At 47.9% G+C, this 19,990-nt stretch carries 19 protein-coding genes; 11 read left to right on the top strand and 8 right to left on the bottom strand.

All coding sequences use genetic code 11. The features are described 5' to 3' along the window. The first annotated feature begins 2 nt into the window (after positions 1-2). Together THAL_RS01205 and THAL_RS01200 are read left to right on the top strand one after the other, a co-directional pair. Positions 3-1,652 carry an ATP-binding protein gene (locus THAL_RS01205; protein ID WP_012991286.1) on the top strand — a complete coding sequence of 550 codons (1,650 nt, stop codon included), beginning with the start codon at positions 3-5 and terminating at the stop codon, positions 1,650-1,652. Beyond that, on the top strand, positions 1,624-2,862 hold the full coding sequence (locus tag THAL_RS01200; protein ID WP_012991285.1) for an N-acetylmuramoyl-L-alanine amidase: 1,239 nt from the start codon (positions 1,624-1,626) through the stop codon (positions 2,860-2,862). The genes THAL_RS01205 and THAL_RS01200 overlap by 29 nt, the downstream gene beginning before the upstream one ends. Here the strand turns inward: THAL_RS01200 and THAL_RS01195 are convergent. From THAL_RS01195 to THAL_RS01165, 7 genes are read right to left on the bottom strand one after another with little or no spacing between them, the layout of a single operon-like run. Beyond that, complete coding sequence (locus THAL_RS01195) at positions 2,819-3,478, bottom strand: 7-carboxy-7-deazaguanine synthase QueE (protein ID WP_012991284.1); 660 nt, start codon at positions 3,476-3,478, stop codon at positions 2,819-2,821. The genes THAL_RS01200 and THAL_RS01195 overlap by 44 nt on opposite strands. Next, a complete protein-coding gene (infB, locus tag THAL_RS01190) occupies positions 3,442-5,508 on the bottom strand; it encodes a translation initiation factor IF-2 (RefSeq protein ID WP_012991283.1) in 2,067 nt (688 codons plus the stop codon). Before infB ends, THAL_RS01195 begins: the two co-directional genes overlap by 37 nt. An 18-nt stretch (positions 5,509-5,526) precedes the next feature. Then, complete coding sequence (locus THAL_RS01185) at positions 5,527-6,843, bottom strand: glutamate-5-semialdehyde dehydrogenase (RefSeq protein ID WP_425598185.1); 1,317 nt, start codon at positions 6,841-6,843, stop codon at positions 5,527-5,529. Positions 6,844-6,863: 20 nt separating this feature from the next. Beyond that, positions 6,864-8,141, bottom strand: a complete 1,278-nt coding sequence (locus THAL_RS01180; protein WP_012991281.1) for a FliI/YscN family ATPase — start codon at positions 8,139-8,141, stop codon at positions 6,864-6,866. Continuing rightward, positions 8,125-8,790 carry a FliH/SctL family protein gene (locus THAL_RS01175; RefSeq protein ID WP_012991280.1) on the bottom strand — a complete coding sequence of 222 codons (666 nt, stop codon included), beginning with the start codon at positions 8,788-8,790 and terminating at the stop codon, positions 8,125-8,127. The genes THAL_RS01180 and THAL_RS01175 overlap by 17 nt, the downstream gene beginning before the upstream one ends. Continuing rightward, on the bottom strand, positions 8,783-9,787 hold the full coding sequence (gene fliG / locus THAL_RS01170; RefSeq protein ID WP_012991279.1) for a flagellar motor switch protein FliG: 1,005 nt from the start codon (positions 9,785-9,787) through the stop codon (positions 8,783-8,785). Before fliG ends, THAL_RS01175 begins: the two co-directional genes overlap by 8 nt. A gap of 19 nt (positions 9,788-9,806) precedes the next feature. Continuing rightward, positions 9,807-9,998, bottom strand: coding sequence for a CDGSH iron-sulfur domain-containing protein (locus THAL_RS01165; RefSeq protein WP_012991278.1), 192 nt, complete (start codon positions 9,996-9,998; stop codon positions 9,807-9,809). Positions 9,999-10,033: 35 nt separating this feature from the next. On the opposite strand from THAL_RS01165, the gene folP reads away from it, so the two are divergent. From folP to THAL_RS01135, 7 genes are read left to right on the top strand one after another with little or no spacing between them, the layout of a single operon-like run. Further along, positions 10,034-11,221, top strand: coding sequence for a dihydropteroate synthase (gene folP / locus THAL_RS01160; protein ID WP_012991277.1), 1,188 nt, complete (start codon positions 10,034-10,036; stop codon positions 11,219-11,221). Continuing rightward, on the top strand, positions 11,211-11,957 hold the full coding sequence (cdaA, locus tag THAL_RS01155) for a diadenylate cyclase CdaA (protein WP_012991276.1): 747 nt from the start codon (positions 11,211-11,213) through the stop codon (positions 11,955-11,957). The genes folP and cdaA overlap by 11 nt, the downstream gene beginning before the upstream one ends. Positions 11,958-11,975: 18 nt before the next feature. Continuing rightward, positions 11,976-13,340, top strand: a complete 1,365-nt coding sequence (locus THAL_RS01150; RefSeq protein ID WP_012991275.1) for a YchF/TatD family DNA exonuclease — start codon at positions 11,976-11,978, stop codon at positions 13,338-13,340. Positions 13,341-13,362: 22 nt separating this feature from the next. Further along, positions 13,363-13,788 (top strand): hypothetical protein, encoded by a 426-nt coding sequence (locus THAL_RS01145; protein ID WP_012991274.1) that lies wholly within the window; start codon positions 13,363-13,365, stop codon positions 13,786-13,788. Continuing rightward, positions 13,788-14,186 carry a phosphatase PAP2 family protein gene (locus tag THAL_RS01140; protein WP_012991273.1) on the top strand — a complete coding sequence of 133 codons (399 nt, stop codon included), beginning with the start codon at positions 13,788-13,790 and terminating at the stop codon, positions 14,184-14,186. The genes THAL_RS01145 and THAL_RS01140 overlap by 1 nt, the downstream gene beginning before the upstream one ends. After that, entirely contained in the window at positions 14,120-14,296 is a 177-nt protein-coding gene (locus THAL_RS08495) for a phosphatase PAP2 family protein (RefSeq protein WP_281054481.1), read from the top strand. Before THAL_RS01140 ends, THAL_RS08495 begins: the two co-directional genes overlap by 67 nt. Continuing rightward, a complete protein-coding gene (locus tag THAL_RS01135) occupies positions 14,289-15,527 on the top strand; it encodes an ArnT family glycosyltransferase (RefSeq protein WP_012991272.1) in 1,239 nt (412 codons plus the stop codon). Before THAL_RS08495 ends, THAL_RS01135 begins: the two co-directional genes overlap by 8 nt. Here the strand turns inward: THAL_RS01135 and THAL_RS01130 are convergent. Beyond that, positions 15,506-17,686, bottom strand: a complete 2,181-nt coding sequence (locus THAL_RS01130) for a lipoyl protein ligase domain-containing protein (RefSeq protein ID WP_012991271.1) — start codon at positions 17,684-17,686, stop codon at positions 15,506-15,508. The two genes, THAL_RS01135 and THAL_RS01130, sit on opposite strands and share 22 nt — an antisense overlap. A 101-nt stretch (positions 17,687-17,787) precedes the next feature. Between THAL_RS01130 and THAL_RS01125 the strand changes: the two genes are divergently transcribed. Next, positions 17,788-18,000 carry a FeoA family protein gene (locus tag THAL_RS01125; RefSeq protein ID WP_012991270.1) on the top strand — a complete coding sequence of 71 codons (213 nt, stop codon included), beginning with the start codon at positions 17,788-17,790 and terminating at the stop codon, positions 17,998-18,000. After that, positions 17,997-19,928 carry a ferrous iron transport protein B gene (gene feoB, locus THAL_RS01120; RefSeq protein WP_012991269.1) on the top strand — a complete coding sequence of 644 codons (1,932 nt, stop codon included), beginning with the start codon at positions 17,997-17,999 and terminating at the stop codon, positions 19,926-19,928. Before THAL_RS01125 ends, feoB begins: the two co-directional genes overlap by 4 nt. Positions 19,929-19,990: the final 62 nt, after the last annotated feature.

Genomic DNA, 19,990 nt, shown 5'->3' with positions numbered 1-19,990 from the left:
CTATGCAGATAGGACTGGTACTGGGGACAAGACCTATCTCACCTCTGGAGTTCTGGATAGGGGTGGACGAGGGAAGAGTCATAGAGTTGGACCAAGTGGTGTACGCGGTAACAGATCTTGGTGATAAAGAGGTTAAGTTCTACGGGATTATACAGGAAGTGCAGAAGTTTTTGGAAGGACCCAGCATGGTTTACGAGGACAGACTTTTTCGGGAGGGAGCTTGTCCTGCCAACGTGGCTTACGTGGCCAAGGTGAGTGTGACGCGTGTAGAACCCGAGTTCTTTGTACCCCCACAGCCAGGTGATCCCGTTTATCTGGCAGAAGGCGAAGAACTGGAGAGAGCCCTCTACTATGACCAGATGAAGGTACGCATACCCGCTGGGCTTACGCGTAATGGACAGATAGTGTACCTCAACTATCACTTTTTAAACGGTGTTGAAGGAGCTCATGTGAGTATATCGGGTATGTCAGGTGTTGCTACCAAGACCTCTTATGCCCTCTTTCTTCTCTACTCTGTTCTCAAGAAGGGAAGTGATATAAGAAAGCACGGTATTATCTTTAACGTGAAAGGTAAAGACCTGCTGTGGATAGATAAGAGGAACAAGAACCTATCACCGGAAGACGAAGATGCCCTCAGAAAGATGGGATTCGAGCCTGAACCTTTCTCAGACGTGAGGTTCTATGTTCCTCCCCACAAAAACGATCCCTACAAACCTGACTGTGAACGCTACGATGATAGGGTAACACCTTTCTACTGGAGTATGCTGGATTTTGCCGAAAACGGTCTTATCCGCTTCATGTTTGCAGAGGAAGAGGAAGGTAAATCTCAAGTCCCTTATGTGGTGGAGAAGATAGCTACCCAACTTCACATTCGGGCCCAAAGGTCCAAAAGTTTAGGTGTTCTTACGGATTCTTACGGTAGAGAAATAGACTCCCTCCAGAAACTGGAGGAGCTTCTCAAAGAAGCCATAGAGGAATCTGAGAAGGGCAACAAAGATATTTACAGAGAATGGTTCGGTGATTCCTCTTTACAGACGGCCAGAGCTTTCCTAAGGCGTTTTTCAAGAGCCAGCATGCACATAGGGCGGTTCGTAAGGGGAACGGTATCTAGTCCCATAGACTGGGAGTCCTCCAAGGTGAGTGTCATTGACATAAGTGGCCTCCATCACATAGCCCAGATGTTCGTAGTGGGTGCGGTCCTCAAGAGACTCTTTGAGGAGAAAGAAAGCAGATCCACACCCGAGCCTAAGGTGTTTGTAGTTTTGGACGAGCTTAATAAATATGCGCCAAGGGACGGATGGAGTCCCATAAAGGATGTTATACTGGACATAGCGGAGAGGGGTAGGAGCTTGGGTGTTATACTGATAGGTGCCCAGCAGACTGCCAGCGAGATAGAGAAAAGGGTCCTGGCCAACTCTGCCATAAAGGTGGTAGGTAGACTGGACAGTAGCGAGGTTCTAAGTAAAGAGTACGAGTTTTTGATGGGTAACTTCCGGCAGAGAGCTCTTCTCCTTAAGAAGGGTAGTATGATACTGCATCAACCCGACATACCTACACCTCTCATGGTAAGGTTTCCTAAACCTCCGTGGGCTACCCGCAGAGAGGAAGTAAAGGAGGAGATAAGTGTTCCGGAGGAGTTTGGCAACTTTTAGTTTACTAACACTGTTTTCTCTACTGTTGGGAGTATGCTGGGCAAGGGGAGAAGCCTCTATAGAAGTGGGCTTCAGAAGGGCATTATACCCCGACAAAGAGAGGATAGTCCTTGTGTTGGGTGAGCGAGTTGATTACAGGGTACTTCTTCTGGAGAATCCCAAAAGGATAGTGGTGGACATCATAGGAGTAAGCGTAAAACTACCTCAGGGTATAGCTACCCGTGTGGGGAAACATCAGTGGGGTACGCGCTTGGTGTTGGAAAGAAATTACGGCACTGTCAAGGCCTTCTCTTTGGAGGATCCCTTCCGTATAGTGTTGGATATATACGCTCCCTCAGAGAAGGAGAAAGCTGATGATGATTCTCTCATCGCCATACTGGACCCTACGGTTCTAAAGGTGTTGGGATATACCCACGAGCACCAGAAAAAGGAACGCGTCATCAGTGAGCGGGTAAAAACAAGAGTGATATCCCAACTTAAGACAGTGGTGATCGATCCGGGACACGGAGGTCATGATCCCGGAGCTATAGGAGTGGATGGTATCAAGGAGAAGGATGTAAACTTGGCGATAGCCAAAAAGTTGGCTAAACTGCTTGCAGAGGATGGACGTTTCCGGGTGGTGATGACTCGTAAGGACGATACCTTCGTCACCCTACAGGAGAGGGCTCACATAGCTCTACGTAACAGAGCGGACCTTTTGGTAAGTATCCACGCCAACGCTTCTCCCAAAGGTGTTTCAGAACATGCCAGAGGAACTTACATATTTGCTATATCTTCAGAGGCTGCACAGAAGAAGAAAGAACAGATAGTGAGAAACGACTCTTACGCGAAGTTGGCTCTGGGGGTTGCGGACCTTCCCATAAGTGCCAGAAAGGTCCTGGCTGATCTAGCCATGGACGTTACCCTTTACGAAAGTGTGGCCTTTGCTCAGAAACTGGCAAAAGCTATAAACACAGAGTTAGGAAGAAATGTGGAGTTTAAGGGTGTTCAGAGGGCAGGTTTTGCGGTTCTCAAGACACCTGGAATACCATCAGTGTTGGTGGAGGTGGGCTTTATAACCAACCCTACCGAAGCAAGACTTATGACCCAGGAGGATTTTCAGGAAAAGATGGCAAAAGCCATCTATGGGGCGATTGTGGAATACTTCTTCCCCTCCTCCCAGAAGGTTACTTCAGTCCAAGAAGCTTATGAAGCTGAGGCAAAACCCTAACCCTGTAGCCGAGAGATAGAAGCTCTTCCTGTAAGGAGAGAGCCTTCTGTAAAAATATCTCTTTGTTGCCTTCCGGTTGTAGTACTACCCTCTCTTCCTCCAGGAACCTTCTGAAGGAGGGCATGAGAATGATGTCCAGTGTCAAAAGGTGATCCACCACCCACTTTAACTCACGAGCATACAGAAGTACTTTAGGATGGACAAACCAACTGGCCACCCCTTTGGGAGACAGAGTTATGTGAATGTGGGATGCCAGTGTATCCATCCCCTTCTGCCACAGTGTACCGTTGGTCTCTATCTGAACGCTAAAGCCTTCCTTCAGAAGTTCCTCCACCAAGAGAGTTAGAAAACTTTGAGTGAAAGGTTCCCCGCCCGTGATGACCACATGGCGATGTGGGTACTCTCTCACCTTTCCTATAACATCCTCCACCGACATCAAAGCTCCTCCACCGGGATGAAGGGACTCAGGCTGATCACACCAAGGACAACGCAGATTACACCCCTGTAACCTTACGAACACTGAGGGTGTACCCACCAGTAGACCTTCTCCCTGGAGGGAAGGATATATCTCCGAGACTTTTAAAGCTGTCTTTCTTCTAACCTCACCTCGTAGCATTCTATAATATCACCTACCTTCACGTCGTTAAAGTCCTTAAGCTTCACACCACACTCAAATCCTCTGGCTACCTCCTGTACATCCTCCTTATACCGTTTGAGGCTCTCTATCTTGCCATCGTATATAACTACACCATCCCTCACAAGCCGTGCCCTCGCGTTACGCACCAGCTTGCCTTCCAGCACATAGCAACCAGCTACAGTACCCACACCTTTTATCTTGAAGGTGGCTCTCACCTCCGCAGAGCCAAGTACCACCTCTTTCTCTATAGGTTTGAGAAGACCACGGAGAGCCTTCTTAACATCCTCCACAGCCTCGTAGATGATACTGTACAGTTTTATATCCACCTTCTCCCTTTCCGCTACCTCACGTGCCTTGGGATCAGGGCGTGTGTTGAAGCCTATAACTATGGCTCCGCTGGCTTTCGCCAACATAACATCGTTTTCTGTAATACCACCTACCGCTCCGTGTATGATCCTCACCGCCACCTCCTGGGTGGAGAGTTCGGTGAGGGCTTTCTTAAGGGCCTCTAAAGAACCTATGGTATCCGTCTTCAGTATGAGGCGTAGCTCCGTAAGTTCACCTGCCTGTATCTTCTTGAAGACCTCTTCCAAAGTAAGACCTTTGGATACTTTTTCCATCTGTTCTTTACGAGCCTTTCTGAGCTCTGCCAACTGTCTTGCCTTCTTTTCGTCCTTTACCACCTTGAAGGTATCGCCTGCCATAGGGAGTTCCTCAAAACCTAAGACTTCCACAGGAGTGGAAGGTCCGGCCTCCTGTACCTTCCTGCCTTTGTCATCCAGCATAGCCCTCACTTTTCCGTAGGTGGTACCCGCTACAAACACATCTCCCACCCTGAGAGTGCCTTCCTGAACCAGCACTGTAGCCACTGGACCCCTCTGTTTGTCTAGCTTAGACTCAAGAATGGTACCTCTGGCAGGAACATGAGGATCTGCCTTCAGCTCCATGATCTCTGCCAGAAGGAGTATGTATTCCAACAGCTGGTCCACATTCTGGCCTGTTTTGGCAGAAACATCCACAAAGATGGTGTCTCCTCCCCACTCTTCGGGAATTAGACCGTACTCAGAGAGCTCCCTACGTACTTTCTGAGGATCAGCACCAGGTTTATCAATTTTGTTGACAGCCACTATGATGGGAATGTTGAAGGCCTTTGCGTGGTTTATGGCCTCCACCGTTTGGGGCATAACTCCGTCGTCGGCAGCCACCACCAGAACAGCTATATCTCCTACCTGAGCACCTCTCGCTCTCAGAGAGGTGAAAGCCTCGTGTCCCGGTGTGTCCAAGAAGGTTATCTTCCTCCCGTCGGGAAGTTGCACGACAGAAGCACCTATGTGCTGGGTTATGCCACCCTTCTCTCTTGCTGCCACGTTGGTCTTGCGTATGGTGTCCAGCAGGGTGGTCTTACCATGGTCCACGTGCCCCATAACTACCACAACGGGAGGCCTCGGCTCACCTACCTCTCCCCTAAGTTCTTCTTCCTCCTCTTGTATCTGCTCCTCTTCCCCTTTTATCTCGGCCAAGAAACCGAAAGCCTCAGCTACTTGTAGGGCCACTTCAGGTGGTATGGTCTGGTTTATAGTGGCCAGTATACCCCTCTTGAGAAGTTCGGCCATAACCTGGTTAGGTGGTATCTTCATAAGTTCCGCCAGCTCCCTCACCGTGATTATCTCCGGGATCTGAAGGATCTTTATCTCCTCCTCTTCTTTCTTCTCAACCTTTTCTACCTTCTCCTTCCTTTCGTGTTTTTTAGGCTTTTCCTTCTCCTCCACCTGCGTGGAGGTAACAGCAGTCCTCTCTTCTTGGCCTTCCTCCTGTACGGCCACTGCGGTAGCCACCGCCAACTCCGTACCGGTGCCACCCTTAAAGTGATCCAGTACTATCTGGATCTCCTCTTCGTCAAGATAGGAAAAGTTACTTTTCTCTATGCCCCACTCTTTAAGGACCTCTTTTACCTCCTTTACCTTGACACCCAGCTCTTTTGCCAAATCCTGAAGTCTTACTTTGTTCATAGGTATTAATTATAAGCCTCAGCCGTCCCACTCTTTGAGGATATGGGAAGGAACACGGAAGTTGTCCCTTACCTGTCCTTCTCCCAAAATCACAAACTTTTGAATGGTGAGTTCTTCAAGACCCATAGGGCCTCTGGCGTGGATCTTGTCGGTGGATATACCCATCTCTGCTCCTAGACCGAACTCGTTGCCGTCTGTAAACCGTGTGGAAGCGTTCACGTAAACGGCTGCAGAATCCACCTCCCTGATAAATTTGAGGGCCTTGCTGTAGTTCTCTGTTACGATGGCATCCGAGTGTTTGGACCCGTATTTCTCTATAAAGGCTATGGCTTCATCTATATCCTCCACCACCTTGACGGCCAGGATAAGATCTAGAAACTCTTCGTAGTAATCTTCTTCCACGGCTGGTTTGGCCTTCACAAAGGAAAGGCGTGGGTCCGAGTTTATAACCTCTAAACTCTCCTCATCACATCGTAACTCCACTCCCGCTTTCCCCAGTATGTAGGCCATCTTAGGGAAGAATTTGTGCAGTATCTTTCTGTTTATGATGAGATTTTCAACAGCGTTACAGACAGATGGCCTTTGAACCTTAGCGTTGTAGACGATGTGATAGGCTTTTTCCAGATCAGCTTCGTCGTCCACGTAGATGTTACATACACCTTTGTAGTGTTTTATGACGGGTACACGGGCTCTTTCGGCAACAGCTCTTATAAGGCTCTCCCCTCCTCTCGGGATAGCTACGTCTATCTTACCCTCCATCTGAAGGATGTGCCAGACTATCTCCCTGTCAGGAATATCTATAAACTGAATGGCATCTTCCGGGAAACCTTCTTCTCTGCAGGCTTCCTTCAAAATTTCCACCAAGGCCCTGTTGGAGTTTATAGCCTCCTTACCACCACGTAGAACTATGGCGTTGGAAGATTTCATACACAGGGATGCGGCCTCCACAGTGACGTTGGGGCGTGCTTCGTAGACGATAAAAACCACACCCAGAGGTACCCTCATCCTGCCCACTCTCAGACCGTTGGGTAAGGTCCACATGCGAGTGATCTCTCCTACGGGATCTGGGAGAGATGCCACATCCCTAAGAACCTTTGCCATCCCCTCTATACGTTTATCGTTAAGGAGTAGTCTATCTATCAGTGCGGGTGAGAGTCCGGCCTCTTGGGCATACTGGATATCCTTCTCGTTGGCCTCTTTTATAAAGTCCTTTCTTTCCAGCATAAGTTGAGCAGCTCTCAAGAGAGTTCTGTTCTTTACTTCGGTGGGAAGAGACATAAGGGTTCTGAGGGTGGATCTCGCTCTATTTACCTTCTCCTCTGCGTAGCTCACCACGTCAATCATAGGGAAGAATTTTAACTCAAAAGTCGGTAAAGCTCCCTAAGAGCCTCCACGCTTTCTTGAAAACTCACTTTTACCTCTGCAGGTTGATGGAAGAAAGATCTTATCTCATCTCTGTGTTTTATCACTTTATCCACAAAGGGATTGGAACCCTGTCGGTACAGACCCACATGGACTACCTCCTCCATGGCGTCGTACACAGAGAGAACATCCCTTATGTGGAGGGCCATGCGCATGTGATCCTCCGTCACCAAATGAGGCATGACTCTACTTAAACTCCTCACCGGGTCCACAGCGGGGTAAAGACCTGAACTGGCTCTCTTTCTGGAGAGGACTATGTGTCCGTCCAACATCCCGAGAAGAGCGTCTGCCACAGGATCTGTATGAAGATCATCTCCCTCCACCAGTACACTGAATATCCCCGTTATGCTTCCTCCCCTTACAAACTTCCCGCAACTCTCCACTAATCTAGCACACATGTGAAACACAGAAGGAGTGTAACCTTTCAGAGTTGGGGGTTCTCCCGCCGCAAGGCCTATCTCTCTCTGAGCCATAGCAAACCTCGTCAAAGAGTCCATGATGAGGAGTACGTCCTTACCTCTTCCAGCAAAGTACCTTGCGTGTGCTACCGCACTTATGGCTCCCTTAACCTTCATAATAGGTGTCTGATCGGAAGTGGTCACCACCACTACACTTCTACGACGCCCTTCTTCCCCCAAAACATCTTCCAGAAACTCCCTTACCTCCCTGCCTCTCTCCCCTATAAGAGCGAGTACCACCACATCTACCTGCGCCCACCGTGTTATCATCCCCAAAAGGGTGCTTTTGCCTACACCTGCACCCGCGAACACTCCCACCTTCTGTCCTTTCCCCAAAGTGAGGAGAGCGTTTACAGACCTCACGCCACAATCCAGAACTTCCCTTATCCTCTCTCTCTCCAATGGATTTACGTCAACAAAGTCCACCCGTATTTTCTCCTCACCCACCACCCTTCCGTCTGTCAAGCTCCGCCCAAAGGGATCCAACACCGCCCCTATCACTCTGTCTCCGGTAAAGGTGTGAACTTTCTCCCCCGTAATCAACACTTTGTCTCCTACCTTCACACCCATCATACTACCGAAGGGCATGATGATACACCTGTCTTCGTGTAACCCTATGATTTCTCCTTCTCGTTCACCATCCACGGTCTTTATAATGACCCTGTCTCCTACAGCTCCCTCTACGTTGAAGGCCTCTACGTAAACACCGCTCACCTTAGTTACACGAGAGTATACCCTAAATACCTTTCTCACCTCTGAGTTCCCCCAGAAGATCCTGAAGTAGGTCTTCGTACCGTCTCTCTATCCAAAACTGAGGTGTTTCCATGACAAACTCTCCCCTCATTAACTGGAGGTCTTCTCTTATCTGAAGTTCTATACCGTCCAACTGCTGTACCATCCTGCGCAGATAAGGTTCTGTCACAGGAACATCTGCGGGGTTAAGATGTATCACCAAACGTCCCTTTAGTTTTACATAGGACTCAAAGATAGATGAGAGGGCTTTTAACAGGGCTTCCTCTCTGGGGAGCACGTCGGTGATCAACAGTTCCTTCACGACAACTTCCACAAGGGATAGGAGCTCTTCGGTCAGATGTCTTCTACACAAAGACAGTTCTTCTCGGAGCCTACTGCCCAATCTCTCCACAAGTACGTTTAGGTCTCCTACTTTCCGAAGCTGTTCCTTCAGGAAATTTACCTCCTCCCTCAACTCCTCCACCTGTAGATGGGCAAGTTCCTTATCCTTTTTAAGTTCTTGGGAAAGCTTAGTGAGACGCTGTACCTCTTCTTTGCACTTTATCAGCTCTTCCTCCAAAAGTTCTTTATCCCCTCTGTGCTCCTCCGGTTCTGTCTGGAACGTACTTTCAGCGTGTAGAGGATGAATGGGGACAAAATCCTCAGACATAACTCTCTCCCCCTGAGAGATCTATGACACCTTGGTCTGCCAGTTGCTTTATTATCCTCACCACCTCTTTCTGAGCCTTTTCCACCTCCGACACCTTCACAGGACCCATGGCCTCCATATCTTCCTTCATGATCTCAGCGGCCTTTTTGGACATGTTGGAAAAAAACTTCTCCTTTATATCCTCAGGCGCACCTTTGAGTGCCAAAAGTAACGTGTTTCTTTCAACGGCTTTGAGAATCTCCACTATGGACCTGTTGTCCAGCTTTCTAATGTCTTCAAAGGTGAACATCTTCTCCTTTATCTTCTCGGCAAGGTAAGGGTCTTCCTCCTCCAACTTTGACAGGATACCACCAGCTGTGTTTTTGTCTAGCAAATTGAGGATACCCGCTACGAGGGGCACTCCCTCCATCTTCTGCATTATACCGCTGACGCCCATGCCTCTTATCTCTTCCGCCATCACCTCTATGAGTTCCCCTAGAGCCTCGGGTGATATATTCTCCAATGTTGCCATTCTTCTGACCACTTCCACGCGCAGCGTGTCCGGTAACAGTTTCAGTATCTCGGCAGATTTTTGGTAGGATAACTGAGAAAGCACAACAGCTATCGTTTGGGGATGCTCAGATCGAAGAAGGTTGGCCAGTAAGCGATTGTCCACCCTTTCCAGCTCCTGGAAACTTTTTATTAGGGTGGAACTACTGAGGAACTCGTATATCTTGGCAAACTTTTCAGGAGGAAGCACCTTTCTGGCAAACTCGAGGAGTGCATCCAGATCAGGGCTCAGAAAGCTGGTAGCCTTGTATTCTTCAAGAAACTCTTTGCCCACCTCGTCCAGGTCCTTCAGAGTGACACCCTCTAGGCTTGTGGCTAGTATCAGTACCTCCTGAATCTCCTCCTCGCTCAGTTCTTTCATCACTTCTACAGCTATCTGTGGAGGTAGTGCCATAAGTAGGATGGCAGCTTTGTGAGCCTTACTGAGTTTTCCCCTTGCCTCCGCCATAAAGTAAAGTATAAATATTTTAGCTTATCTCCACTCTCCCGCTATCGTCGTAAAGGTATATTTTCCCTTCCTCTTCGTCCTTCGTCCTCTTGTGGGACCCATCACAGAAGGGTTTGTTCTTAGATAGACCACACATACATATGTAGTAGGTCTCCCCTCCTACTTCCAGCTTATAGGGACCTTTCTCCGTAAACTTAACGAGCCTTGCCATAACTTTTCCCTCCTTACATCAAATATAATACCTACATGATCCTTATAAGGGAGTTCAGAGATAAGGATGCCTTTTACAGATTCCTCAAGGACAAAGTGGGAGTGTTCTTCAGGGAGGCTGAGGAGAGGTCCTTTGAAGGTTTAAACAGAGTCATTTACCTGGAGAAGGAGAAGATAGACCCTCAGAAGATCCATGAATGCGCCCGGTGGGCATGCTTGCACATCTTTCACAACGAAGACAGGTATGCTCTTTCTGGTACAGAAGCCCAGATAAGGAAGTTCTGTTCATGTTTGGTAAAGTCTAATAGAGACGTTGCCACTGAGATACTGGAGAGCCTCATACGTTACAGAAAGAAGGCCTTCCGTCTACAATACAGAGAAAAAATCCTTCCTCTGGGCATAAAGACAGCTATAATGGGTGTTCTTAACGTAACTCCTGACTCCTTTTCCGATGGTGGTATGTACACAGAACCCAAGAAGGCGGTAGAGAGAGCTGTAAAAATGGTAGAAGAAGGTGCCGAGATAATTGATATAGGCGGAGAATCTACGAGACCGGGCTCTCAGAGGGTGTCTTTTGAGGAGGAGCTGAGGAGAGTTTTACCCGTTTTAAGGGAGGTGAGAAAAGAGCTACCTAACGTGTGGATATCTATAGATACTTACAAGGCTGAGGTGGCACGGATATGTTTAGAGGAAGGCGCTGACATCATAAACGACATAAGTGGAGGAACCTTTGACGAAGAGATGTTCCGTGTGGTGAGCCAGTACCACTGTCCTTATATCATGTGCCACATCAAAGGTAGACCCGAGGAATGGAAGAGTATGCCCATCGTCTACGAAGATGTTATGCAAGAGATAATAGAGTGGTTTGGTGATAGACTTTCCTCTCTCCGTGCGATGGGATACAAAGGAACTGTTCTGCTGGACCCGGGTATAGGTTTCGGTAAACTACCGGAACACAACGTGGAGATTCTGAAGCGTTTCAATGAACTCAAGATTTTTGGTTTACCTACCGTGGTGGGAGTTTCCAGAAAGTCCTTCATAGGTCTTATACTGGAAGGGCTTCTGAAAAAGAAAACGCAGCCTGCAGAACGCCTTTACGGAAGTTTGGGAGCTTTGGCCTACGCTGTAACGATGGGTGCCTGTGTGGTTAGGGTACACGACGTAGGTCCTACAAGGGAGTTTTTGGCGGTTCTTGATTCTATAAGGACATATCATGAGTTTTGACCATCTCTTTACCTACAGGGACCTTTTGGATATACTGGCGGTTTCTATATTTGTGTATGCCATCATCTACTTTCTGAAGATAACAAGAGGTATGCAGATTCTGAAAGGTCTCATCCTGCTGGCCGTTCTGTGGATATCTGCAGAGGTTATGAATCTGAGAACCATGTCGTGGATTTTTGAAAAACTCTGGACACTGGGGCTCTTCTCCATAGTGGTGATATTTCAGCCAGAGATAAGGAAAGCCCTCAGCAGGTTAGGACAGACCACACGAATAACAGGAGGTAAGTCGGTAGGTGAGAGGGTTATTGACAGAGTGGTCAGAGCCTGCAGTTTCCTTTCGGAAAGACAGATAGGAGCTCTCATAGTGATAGAGAGGGGTCAGAACATAGAGAGTCTTGTGGAAGGATGTGTTCCTATAGACGGCATAGTGTCGGTAGAACTCCTCATCACTATATTTGAACCTATAACACCTCTTCACGACGGTGCGGTAGTTATAAGGGGCGACAGGATAGCTTACGCTTCGTGTGTTTTACCTCTCTCCAGAACAGCTGACCTTCCCAAAAAGTACGGTACCAGACACAGAGCGGCTCTGGGAATATCGGAGGAGAGTGATGCGGTGGCGGTGGTAGTGTCTGAGGAAACCGGTGAGATCTCCGTGGCTGTGGGAGGGAAGTTTTACAGGAACTTGGATCCGGAAGCTCTCAGAGAACTTTTAGTGAGGGAACTGGGAACGTGAGAGTATATTTAATATCTTATGATTGACACTCACTGCCACTTGGACCTTCTGAAAGAGGAGGATAGGAACCTCACTCTACAAGATGACAGCTTGGAGTATCTTATCACGGTAGGCTATGACAGAAATACCATTCAGAGAGCTCTACAGTTGGCACAGGAACAGCGGCACGTCTTCTGTGCCATAGGCTTTCATCCCCACGAAGCAGACAAGGTTAAAGATGAGGACATAGAGTGGTTGAAGGATCTGGCTAAGAAGAACCCTAAGGTGCGTGCTATAGGTGAAATAGGTCTCGATTTTTACAAGAATTACTCCCACAAAAATAAGCAGGAGGATGTGTTCAGAAAGCAGATAGCGGTAGCCAGAGAACTGGGTCTTCCTCTCGTCATCCACACGAGGGAGGCTGAGCAAGACACCGTTAGGATCCTCAGGGAGGAGAGAGCCTACGAGGTAGGTGGGGTCATCCACTGCTTTACGGGGAGCTATGAGTTTATGCGGGCGTGCGTTGATATGGGTTTTTACATATCTTATTCCGGGATAATAACCTACCCCAACGCCTCTTCCCTGAGGGAGGTGGTGAAGAAAACACCCACCAGCAGGATACTGCTGGAGACAGACAGTCCCTTTCTGGCACCTCAGCCCGTGAGAGGAAGACCTAACAGGCCATCCTATATCTGGTACACAGCCGAAGTTTTAACCCAGCTTATACCCAACACCTCCCTGGAAGATGTGGACAGAATGACGTCCCATAACGCCAAACTACTCTTCCGCCTTGATACAGAGGAGAAAAAGGACACCATAGTCTACGTCATCAACAACAAGCTTTACGTTAACCTTACCAACAAATGTAATCTTCACTGTAGTTTCTGTCAGAGGGAGAGAGAAAGAGACTTCACGGTAAAAGGTTACTGGGTGTGGGTGACGAGAGATCCATCTGTAGAGGAGGTCATAAAAGCCATAGGGGATCCATCTAATTACCAAGAGGTGGTGTTCTGCGGTTACGGAGAACCAACGCTACGTTTCTCCGCTCTCAAAGAGATAGCCACCTACGTAAAGTCAAAAGGTGGAAAGGTGAGGGTAGATACTAACGGTCTTATGTTCACTTTCCTGCCTAGGGAGAAGCTCAAGGAACTTAGGGGACTGGTGGATGTGTGGTCAGTGAGCTTGAACGCTCCTGATCCAGAAACCTACGCGCGGGTATGTAGACCAGCGCAGCCTCACGCTTTTCAAAAGGTGGTGGAGTTTATTAAAGCCGCTTTGGAGGAAGGTTTTCAGGTGATAGCGACAGCGGTAGGGGTGGAAGGGGTAGATCTTAAGAAAACGGAGGCTCTTGCTAGATCTTTGGGTGCCGGATGGCGCGCCAGGGAATACGACGTGATAGGTTAGATGTTATGTTATACTATCCACCATGGTGGATCCCGATATACTGCTTCTTGCCATAGTGAACATGGCGGAGGGTGTAAAAGCCCTGATAGGAGACAAGGGAGCAAAAGCTGTTATGCGAGATGCAGGGCGCCAGTCAGGACCTCGCCTTTTGGAGAGTCTGATAGGACATTTTCCGGAGGTCTTGGGTAGGGAGGAGGCTCTGAGAAGAAGCTGTGCCATACTGGAACAGCTGGGCTTCGCCAAAAGTATCAGACGTGAGGATGGGAAAATAGTAGTGGAAGAGGATATATTCACCGACGCTATATTGGGTGAAAACCTTATAGACTCTCCCATCGTGTACTTCTTTGCTGGCCTCATAGAGGGTTTTGTGTCCTTTATGAGCAACGAGAAAGCCACCCTCACTCCTGAACGTGTAGAAAGAGGAAAGATAGTTTACGTGTACAGTTGATGGTTTTTGAGGATTTACCGCTAAATGTGGAGCTCTTTTACCTTATCAACCACAGTAGGCATCCTCTGTTGGATTCTTTTTTCTCCTACTTCTATCTTCTTGGGAAGGGCTGGGTACTTCTGATCCCTCTTTCCTTCCTCCTTTTATTTCAGAGAAAACACTTAAGGACTTTCCTACTCACCTTATCTCTGGAAACCCTCCTTGTGGAAGTTCTTAAAACACTCACTGGACAACCGAGACCTGCCTCTTTATTACCCGACGTGTATCTAATAGAACCTGTGTATCACCGTTCCTTTCCTTCCGGAGATACAGCTATGGCCTTTATGCTGGCTTGTTTTTTTTTCCTCGTGTTGGTCCATACGGAAGGCTGCTTCTGTCAGTGTATGCTCTACTCATAGCTTATGGTAGGATATACGTAGGTGCTCATTTCCCGTTAGATGTCCTGGTGGGTGCCCTCTTGGGGTTAGCTTCTTGCCTCTTTGTAAGACGTGTCACAGGCTATGGTTAGGATACTACTTCTGGGACTCTTCTTTTATGTGGTAGGAAACTGGATCCTTAGTTTCACATCTTTGGACGAGGGTAGGAACGCATTTGTCGTGTGGTATATGCTGGTGAGAGAAGACTACCTTCTGCCTTTCTACAACTGTCATCTTAGGTTAGAGAAACCTCCCATGCTTTACTGGATGGCTCTTCTCACCTCTCTTCCTTTTGGCATCAACGAGTTTTCTCTGAGGCTAGTCTCGGGTCTTTCTGGGATAGGGCTTCTTTGGATCACCTATAAGGTGGGAACAACCTTTTACGACAGAGACACCGCCCTTAAAGCCACCGTTATACTTGCCACGCTTCCCCACATGTGGATAGAGACCCGTGCCTTCGTACCAGAGATGCTTTTTACCTTTTTTATGCTCTCATCTCTTTACCTTTTCCTTTCTGGCAGATACCTTATGGGTCACCTTCTCCTGTCCTTAGCTCTCCTCACCAAGGGACCTGTGGCTCTCCTTTTAGTTCTGCCTTTGGCCCTAATCTGGAAGAGGGACCTTAATATTCTACACTGGCGCTATCTTCTTCTACTGTTCCTCTTGGGTGGTAGTTGGTACTTTCTGATGGTCTACAAGCTGGGACTTTACTACCTTTACCGTTTCTTTGTAGAAGAGAACATAATGCGCTTTACAGGACAACGTATTATACATCCTTACCCCTTTTATTACTATCTGGTGGTACTGGCTGTAGCCTTCCTCTTCTACATACCCAAGATCCCATCTGTGGTGAAAAACATAAGGAAAAATCACGTGTTTCTTCTGTTGTGGGCCGGCTGGGTGATAGTTTTCTTTAGTTTGGCTAAAAACAAACTACATCATTACATCTTGTTTTCTTATCCTCCGATAGCTCTCCTTTTGGCTAACAGCGTTAGTTTCAGATATATAAAAAGGGTTCTTTTTCTAGCTTCTGCTCTGTTGTTGATGCTTCTTTTTACGGCAAGCGTTTTAGAAAAACAACGCTTTTTGTCAAAAGCTCTAAAAGTTGTTGGTAAAGAGGATGTTCCCCTTTACTTTTACAGGGCGGAGTTATCGCCGGTCCCTTTCTATCTCAGAAAGTGCGTGCCTACTACGGAAAGTACAGCGGTGGATGGCTACGTTATAACAAAGGAAACTGTAACGAACTGTACCCTCCTTCTGGAGGGTTACGAGCCTGACGGCCGCTACAGACTCTACAGATGTCAGAGTAGTCGAGAAAGATAATACAGCTTTTCTGCGTCAGTGAAGCTCACCGAGAGGTGAGCGGTTGGATGTCCGTAAAGTCCACAGAGGGTAACAACACGGGTGGGTGTGTGTTTTCTCAGTAGCCTTATAACAAAGTCGGTACGGTAACAGTGAACACCCACCAGCAGTGTAAGATCGTTTCTGTCGTGAAGCACGCATTGATGAGGGTTGGGCGGATCCATCTCCACCGATGGGTCGTACTTACCCAACTTGGGTCTGTAATCGGGCAGCACCTTTACCTTAAGGTGGGGTATCTTCTCTATCAGTGTACGCAGAGCCTCAGCCTTCTGTCGTAGTTCTTCCTCTCCCCAATCCCACACCAAAAGGGGACCAACCACAAGGGTTGGTCTCTCTGCTCTCTTTATCCAGTCGGCAAGGGTAGCCAGGGCTTCAGAAGAGCTAACTATTCTGTCTTCTATGGTAGCTTCGCCGAGAAAGACCTCTTCTTGAACAGCTGTTCTCGTTCTGTCTTCCTCAGGTGATGGCACAGCCTTAGGTTTCTTGTAATAGGTAGGAACAAAGTCACGGAAGTATGGGGAAAAATCGAAGGTTCTGCTCTGTCTCTTGGGTTTCTCCCACACATCTTCCTTTACCTTTAACGTTTTGTACAGCTCTTCTTTAAGGAGGTCTAACTCCACAGTGAACTCACCGTGATAAGCTTTTTCCTCTTCCTCTACTCCTAAACTGTAACAAGTGGTACCCACAATATCCAACAGAACCCCCTTGGCTCCTTCCTGTGCCGCCCTTTGGAATATCTCGTACCGTTTTTCGAAAAACTCGTAACAACAGTGACCTATGTAGGTGTATCCGTTTCTGGCGCACCATAGAAGTGTGTCCCGTAACAGTTCAAAGGAAGTTATAGTAATAGGTATCATACCCTTCTGGTAGGCTAACCTATAAGCGTCTCCTACCGTGCATCCTCCACACTCACCGCAGTCATCTAGATGTCGGTAATCACACCAGCGGGGTTTTGCACAGTAAGGGAGGAGCATCACCTTTGCTTTACGGAGGTTCTCTATAAGGCCATCTCCTATGCTGGCTATTATGTTGTTAAGTTTTTTTTTATCTATTCCCAGCTGCAGTCCCTCAGCCTTTCTGATGGGAAACAGAATAGCTTCCACAAAGTCGTTCACCGTCAGGTTAAGACCCTCCCACTGACGTTGGCTGAAGAACTCCTCCACCTTAGTCTTCACATCCTGAAGGGGAGTGTGCTTGAGGTACGCTTCCAAATCGTAGACCAGTCTTCTGGGATTTACGAAAAAGTCTCCGTTTATGTTCACCTGCTGTAAGATGTTTCTCTCTAGATCAACGCGCACCGACACACGGAAGGTACCACCGGGACACCTGTAGATACCGTAAAGGCTCTGCATCTGGTGGGGAGCTCTCCTTATGTGAAAAACCCAGTCTTCACTCCTGTAGTACTCCTTGTTCTTCTCCAAAAGACTTTCCTCTTCCGGCGTGAGATGTCCCCAGTTATACTCTATGCCCAGTTCCTCCTTAAGTCCCTCCAACAAGGCGGAGAAAATCTTCTCGTCAGAGGGCAGATATCCCAGGTATCTTTTTACCCACTCTACCCTGTCCTCGGCGGCCTTTATTCCTTTAGAGGTGAGTTTCTCCACAGGTATCTGGAGAGATTTGAGCATCCTTTCCACGTTGAAGTCCATGAGAAGGGTTCCCTGATAAAGAAAGGCGTTACCTTCAAAGACACCACCTGTTCCGGAAATCTTCCTACCATCCACCTCTATGTCGTTACGCGGCCTAAACTGGGCGGGTATACCCAGCTTTCGGAGCCCTCTAGCTATACCTCTGCATATCTTTGCTGTTATCTCTTCAAAGTTTCCGCCTCCCACACTTTCTCTGTCTGCTATGATCTCCCACCCTATCTGGGTTTCGTCAAAGTAAATGGCTCCTCCTCCCGTTATCCTCCTTCCTACCTGTATACCTTCTCTCTCCACATACTCCAATCTCACCTCTTGCTCCACAGCTTGATGAAAACCTATCAGCACACATTCAGGCTTGAACTTGAGGAACCTTATAGTGTTGGGTATCTTTCCCTCTCCTCTCAGATCCAACATTATCCTGTCTAGGGCGACGTTCTCGTAGTGGGGCCTCTCTCCCGTAAATACCACACGCCACATGCCTTTAAATTTTATGAGTCCAAAGAGCTTCCCATTATGACTTAGGTCACCCCTTGACAGATTATCTTGAGATTGTATATTAATATCCACAGGAGGCAAGGATGCGTCTTGAGGATATCCCGGTGGGTGCCATCGTGCGAGTAGAGGGTTTTGATGGTGAGGATGCTGTCATAAGAAAGTTGGAGGCCATGGGTTTGAGAAAGGGCAAGGAAGTACGCATACTTCAGAGAGTGGGTCGTGTCATACTGTTACGTTTAGGTAACTCACGTCTTGTACTCAGCAGAGATGTGGCAAGTAAAGTAAGGGTGGCATGAAGAAAGTTTTGGTTGCCCTGGTGGGCAACCCTAACGTAGGTAAGACCAGTCTTCTCAACCATATCGCCGGGACCACCTTACGGGTGGGTAACTGGCCAGGTGTCACGGTAGAGAAAAGGGAGGGAAAGATCTTTTACGGTGATTATGAGATAACCTTTGTAGATCTACCGGGTATATACACTTTGGAACCTGTTTCGGAAGACGAGCAGATAGCCTACCATTTCCTGAAAGAGGAGAAAGTGGATCTCATCATAAACGTCATAGAAGCACCCAATATGGAAAGGGATCTCTTCTTAACGGCACAACTCATGGAGTTGGGGAAACCGATGGTGATAGCCCTCAACATGTGGGATGAGGCACTGAGATTGGGTATAGATATAGATACTTCCAGAATGCAGGAGCTGTTAGGCTTACCTGTAGTGAAGACCAACGGTAGAAAAGGTGAGGGTGTAAAGGATCTTCTGGAGGCTGTAGTGAGAGCTATAGAAAGTGACCTCCGCCCCTTCCCATTGCCTTACCTGAGAACTCCTCTCCAGGATCAGGAACTGAGAGACAGAAGGTTGGGTTTTGCCCACGGCCTCTACACGGAAGTGGTGAAGAGAAGGTCTACCGTATCACAGGACATCACGGAAGCCCTTGACAGGATAGTGTTACACCCTGTAATGGGACCCGTGTTCTTTGTTTTTGTTATGTTTCTTCTCTTTAAGGTGGCCTTTGACGTTTCTTCACCCTTTATGGATTGGCTGGACGGTTTCTTCCAAAACTTTCTGGGACCGTTGGTGAAAAGGTATGTGGGGAATGGCTTTTGGGGAAGTTTCCTATCGGAAGCTGTGGTGGGTGGAGTTGGTTTTGTACTAACCTTTGTTCCCCTCATAGCATCTCTGTTCTTTCTTCTGTCCTTTCTTGAGTTTTCCGGTTACATACCAAGGGTAGCTTTTCTCACCGATCGTTTTATGCACAGAATAGGTCTTCACGGTAAAGGTGTGATACCTCTTCTTCTGGGTTTTGGATGTAACGTGCCTGCTGTTTTAGCTACTCGTACTCTTGATACCAAAAGAGATAAGATGTTGGTACTGGCCATGATACCTTTCATGAGTTGTCCTGCACGCTTGGTGGTTTTCTCCTTTTTTGCAACCCTCTTCTTTCCATCTCCCGTCCTCGTTATGCTAGGTCTCTATCTGATGGGCGTGATGACAGCTATTGTAACGGGTTTTGTCTTAAAGAAACTGGTTTACACGGGAAGTTTGACCCATTTTGTTATGGAGTTACCACCTTACCGGCTTCCTACCCTCAAGCTCCTTTTACGCATCACATGGGTACACGTTAAAGACTTCCTTTACAGGGCTGGAACCCTCATCTTGGCGGTGGCGGTGGTGGTGTGGTCCCTCTTACACTTACCGGTAGGAGTCAGTAAGGTGGAGGACAGTGTGGCCGCTCACATAGGAAAGGTGCTGCTGCCCATCTTTGAACCTATGGGAATACACGACTGGAGGATAACCACCTCTCTCATCCCAGCTTTTATGGCAAGAGAGGTGGTGTTAGGTTCCATGGCCACCATATACGCGGTGGAAGAAGAAAGTAGAGAGTTAGAAGACCCATGGAAAGCTCTTGAGGAACAAGGAGTGGCACTGTTGAGCGCCTTTAAAGAGGCCGGGAGAAACCTCCTGAGTCCTGTCCCCAAAGTCTTTGAAGTGAAGGAGGAACACTCTCCACTGAGACAAGCGGTGTCCCGTGTGATGGATCCTCCCACGGCTTTGGCCTTTATGGTGTTTATGCTCCTCTATATGTCCTGTTTGGGAACCTTTTCTGTGTTGAAAAGAGAAGCAGGAGGTAGATTTGCCCTCCTCTTTCTGGCGTACAGCTTTTTGATTGCTTGGATGGCGGGTGTAGGAATCTACAGGCTATGGAGTATCTTGTTATCTCTGTGACAGCCCTACTGATTCTGGTTTTCCTCTTTAAAAGGAGACGTTGCTGTGAATGATTAAAATCA

The organism is Thermocrinis albus DSM 14484 (genome assembly GCF_000025605.1).
Taxonomy (GTDB): domain Bacteria; phylum Aquificota; class Aquificia; order Aquificales; family Aquificaceae; genus Thermocrinis; species Thermocrinis albus.
This window is presented reverse-complemented; position numbering and strand designations above follow the sequence as displayed.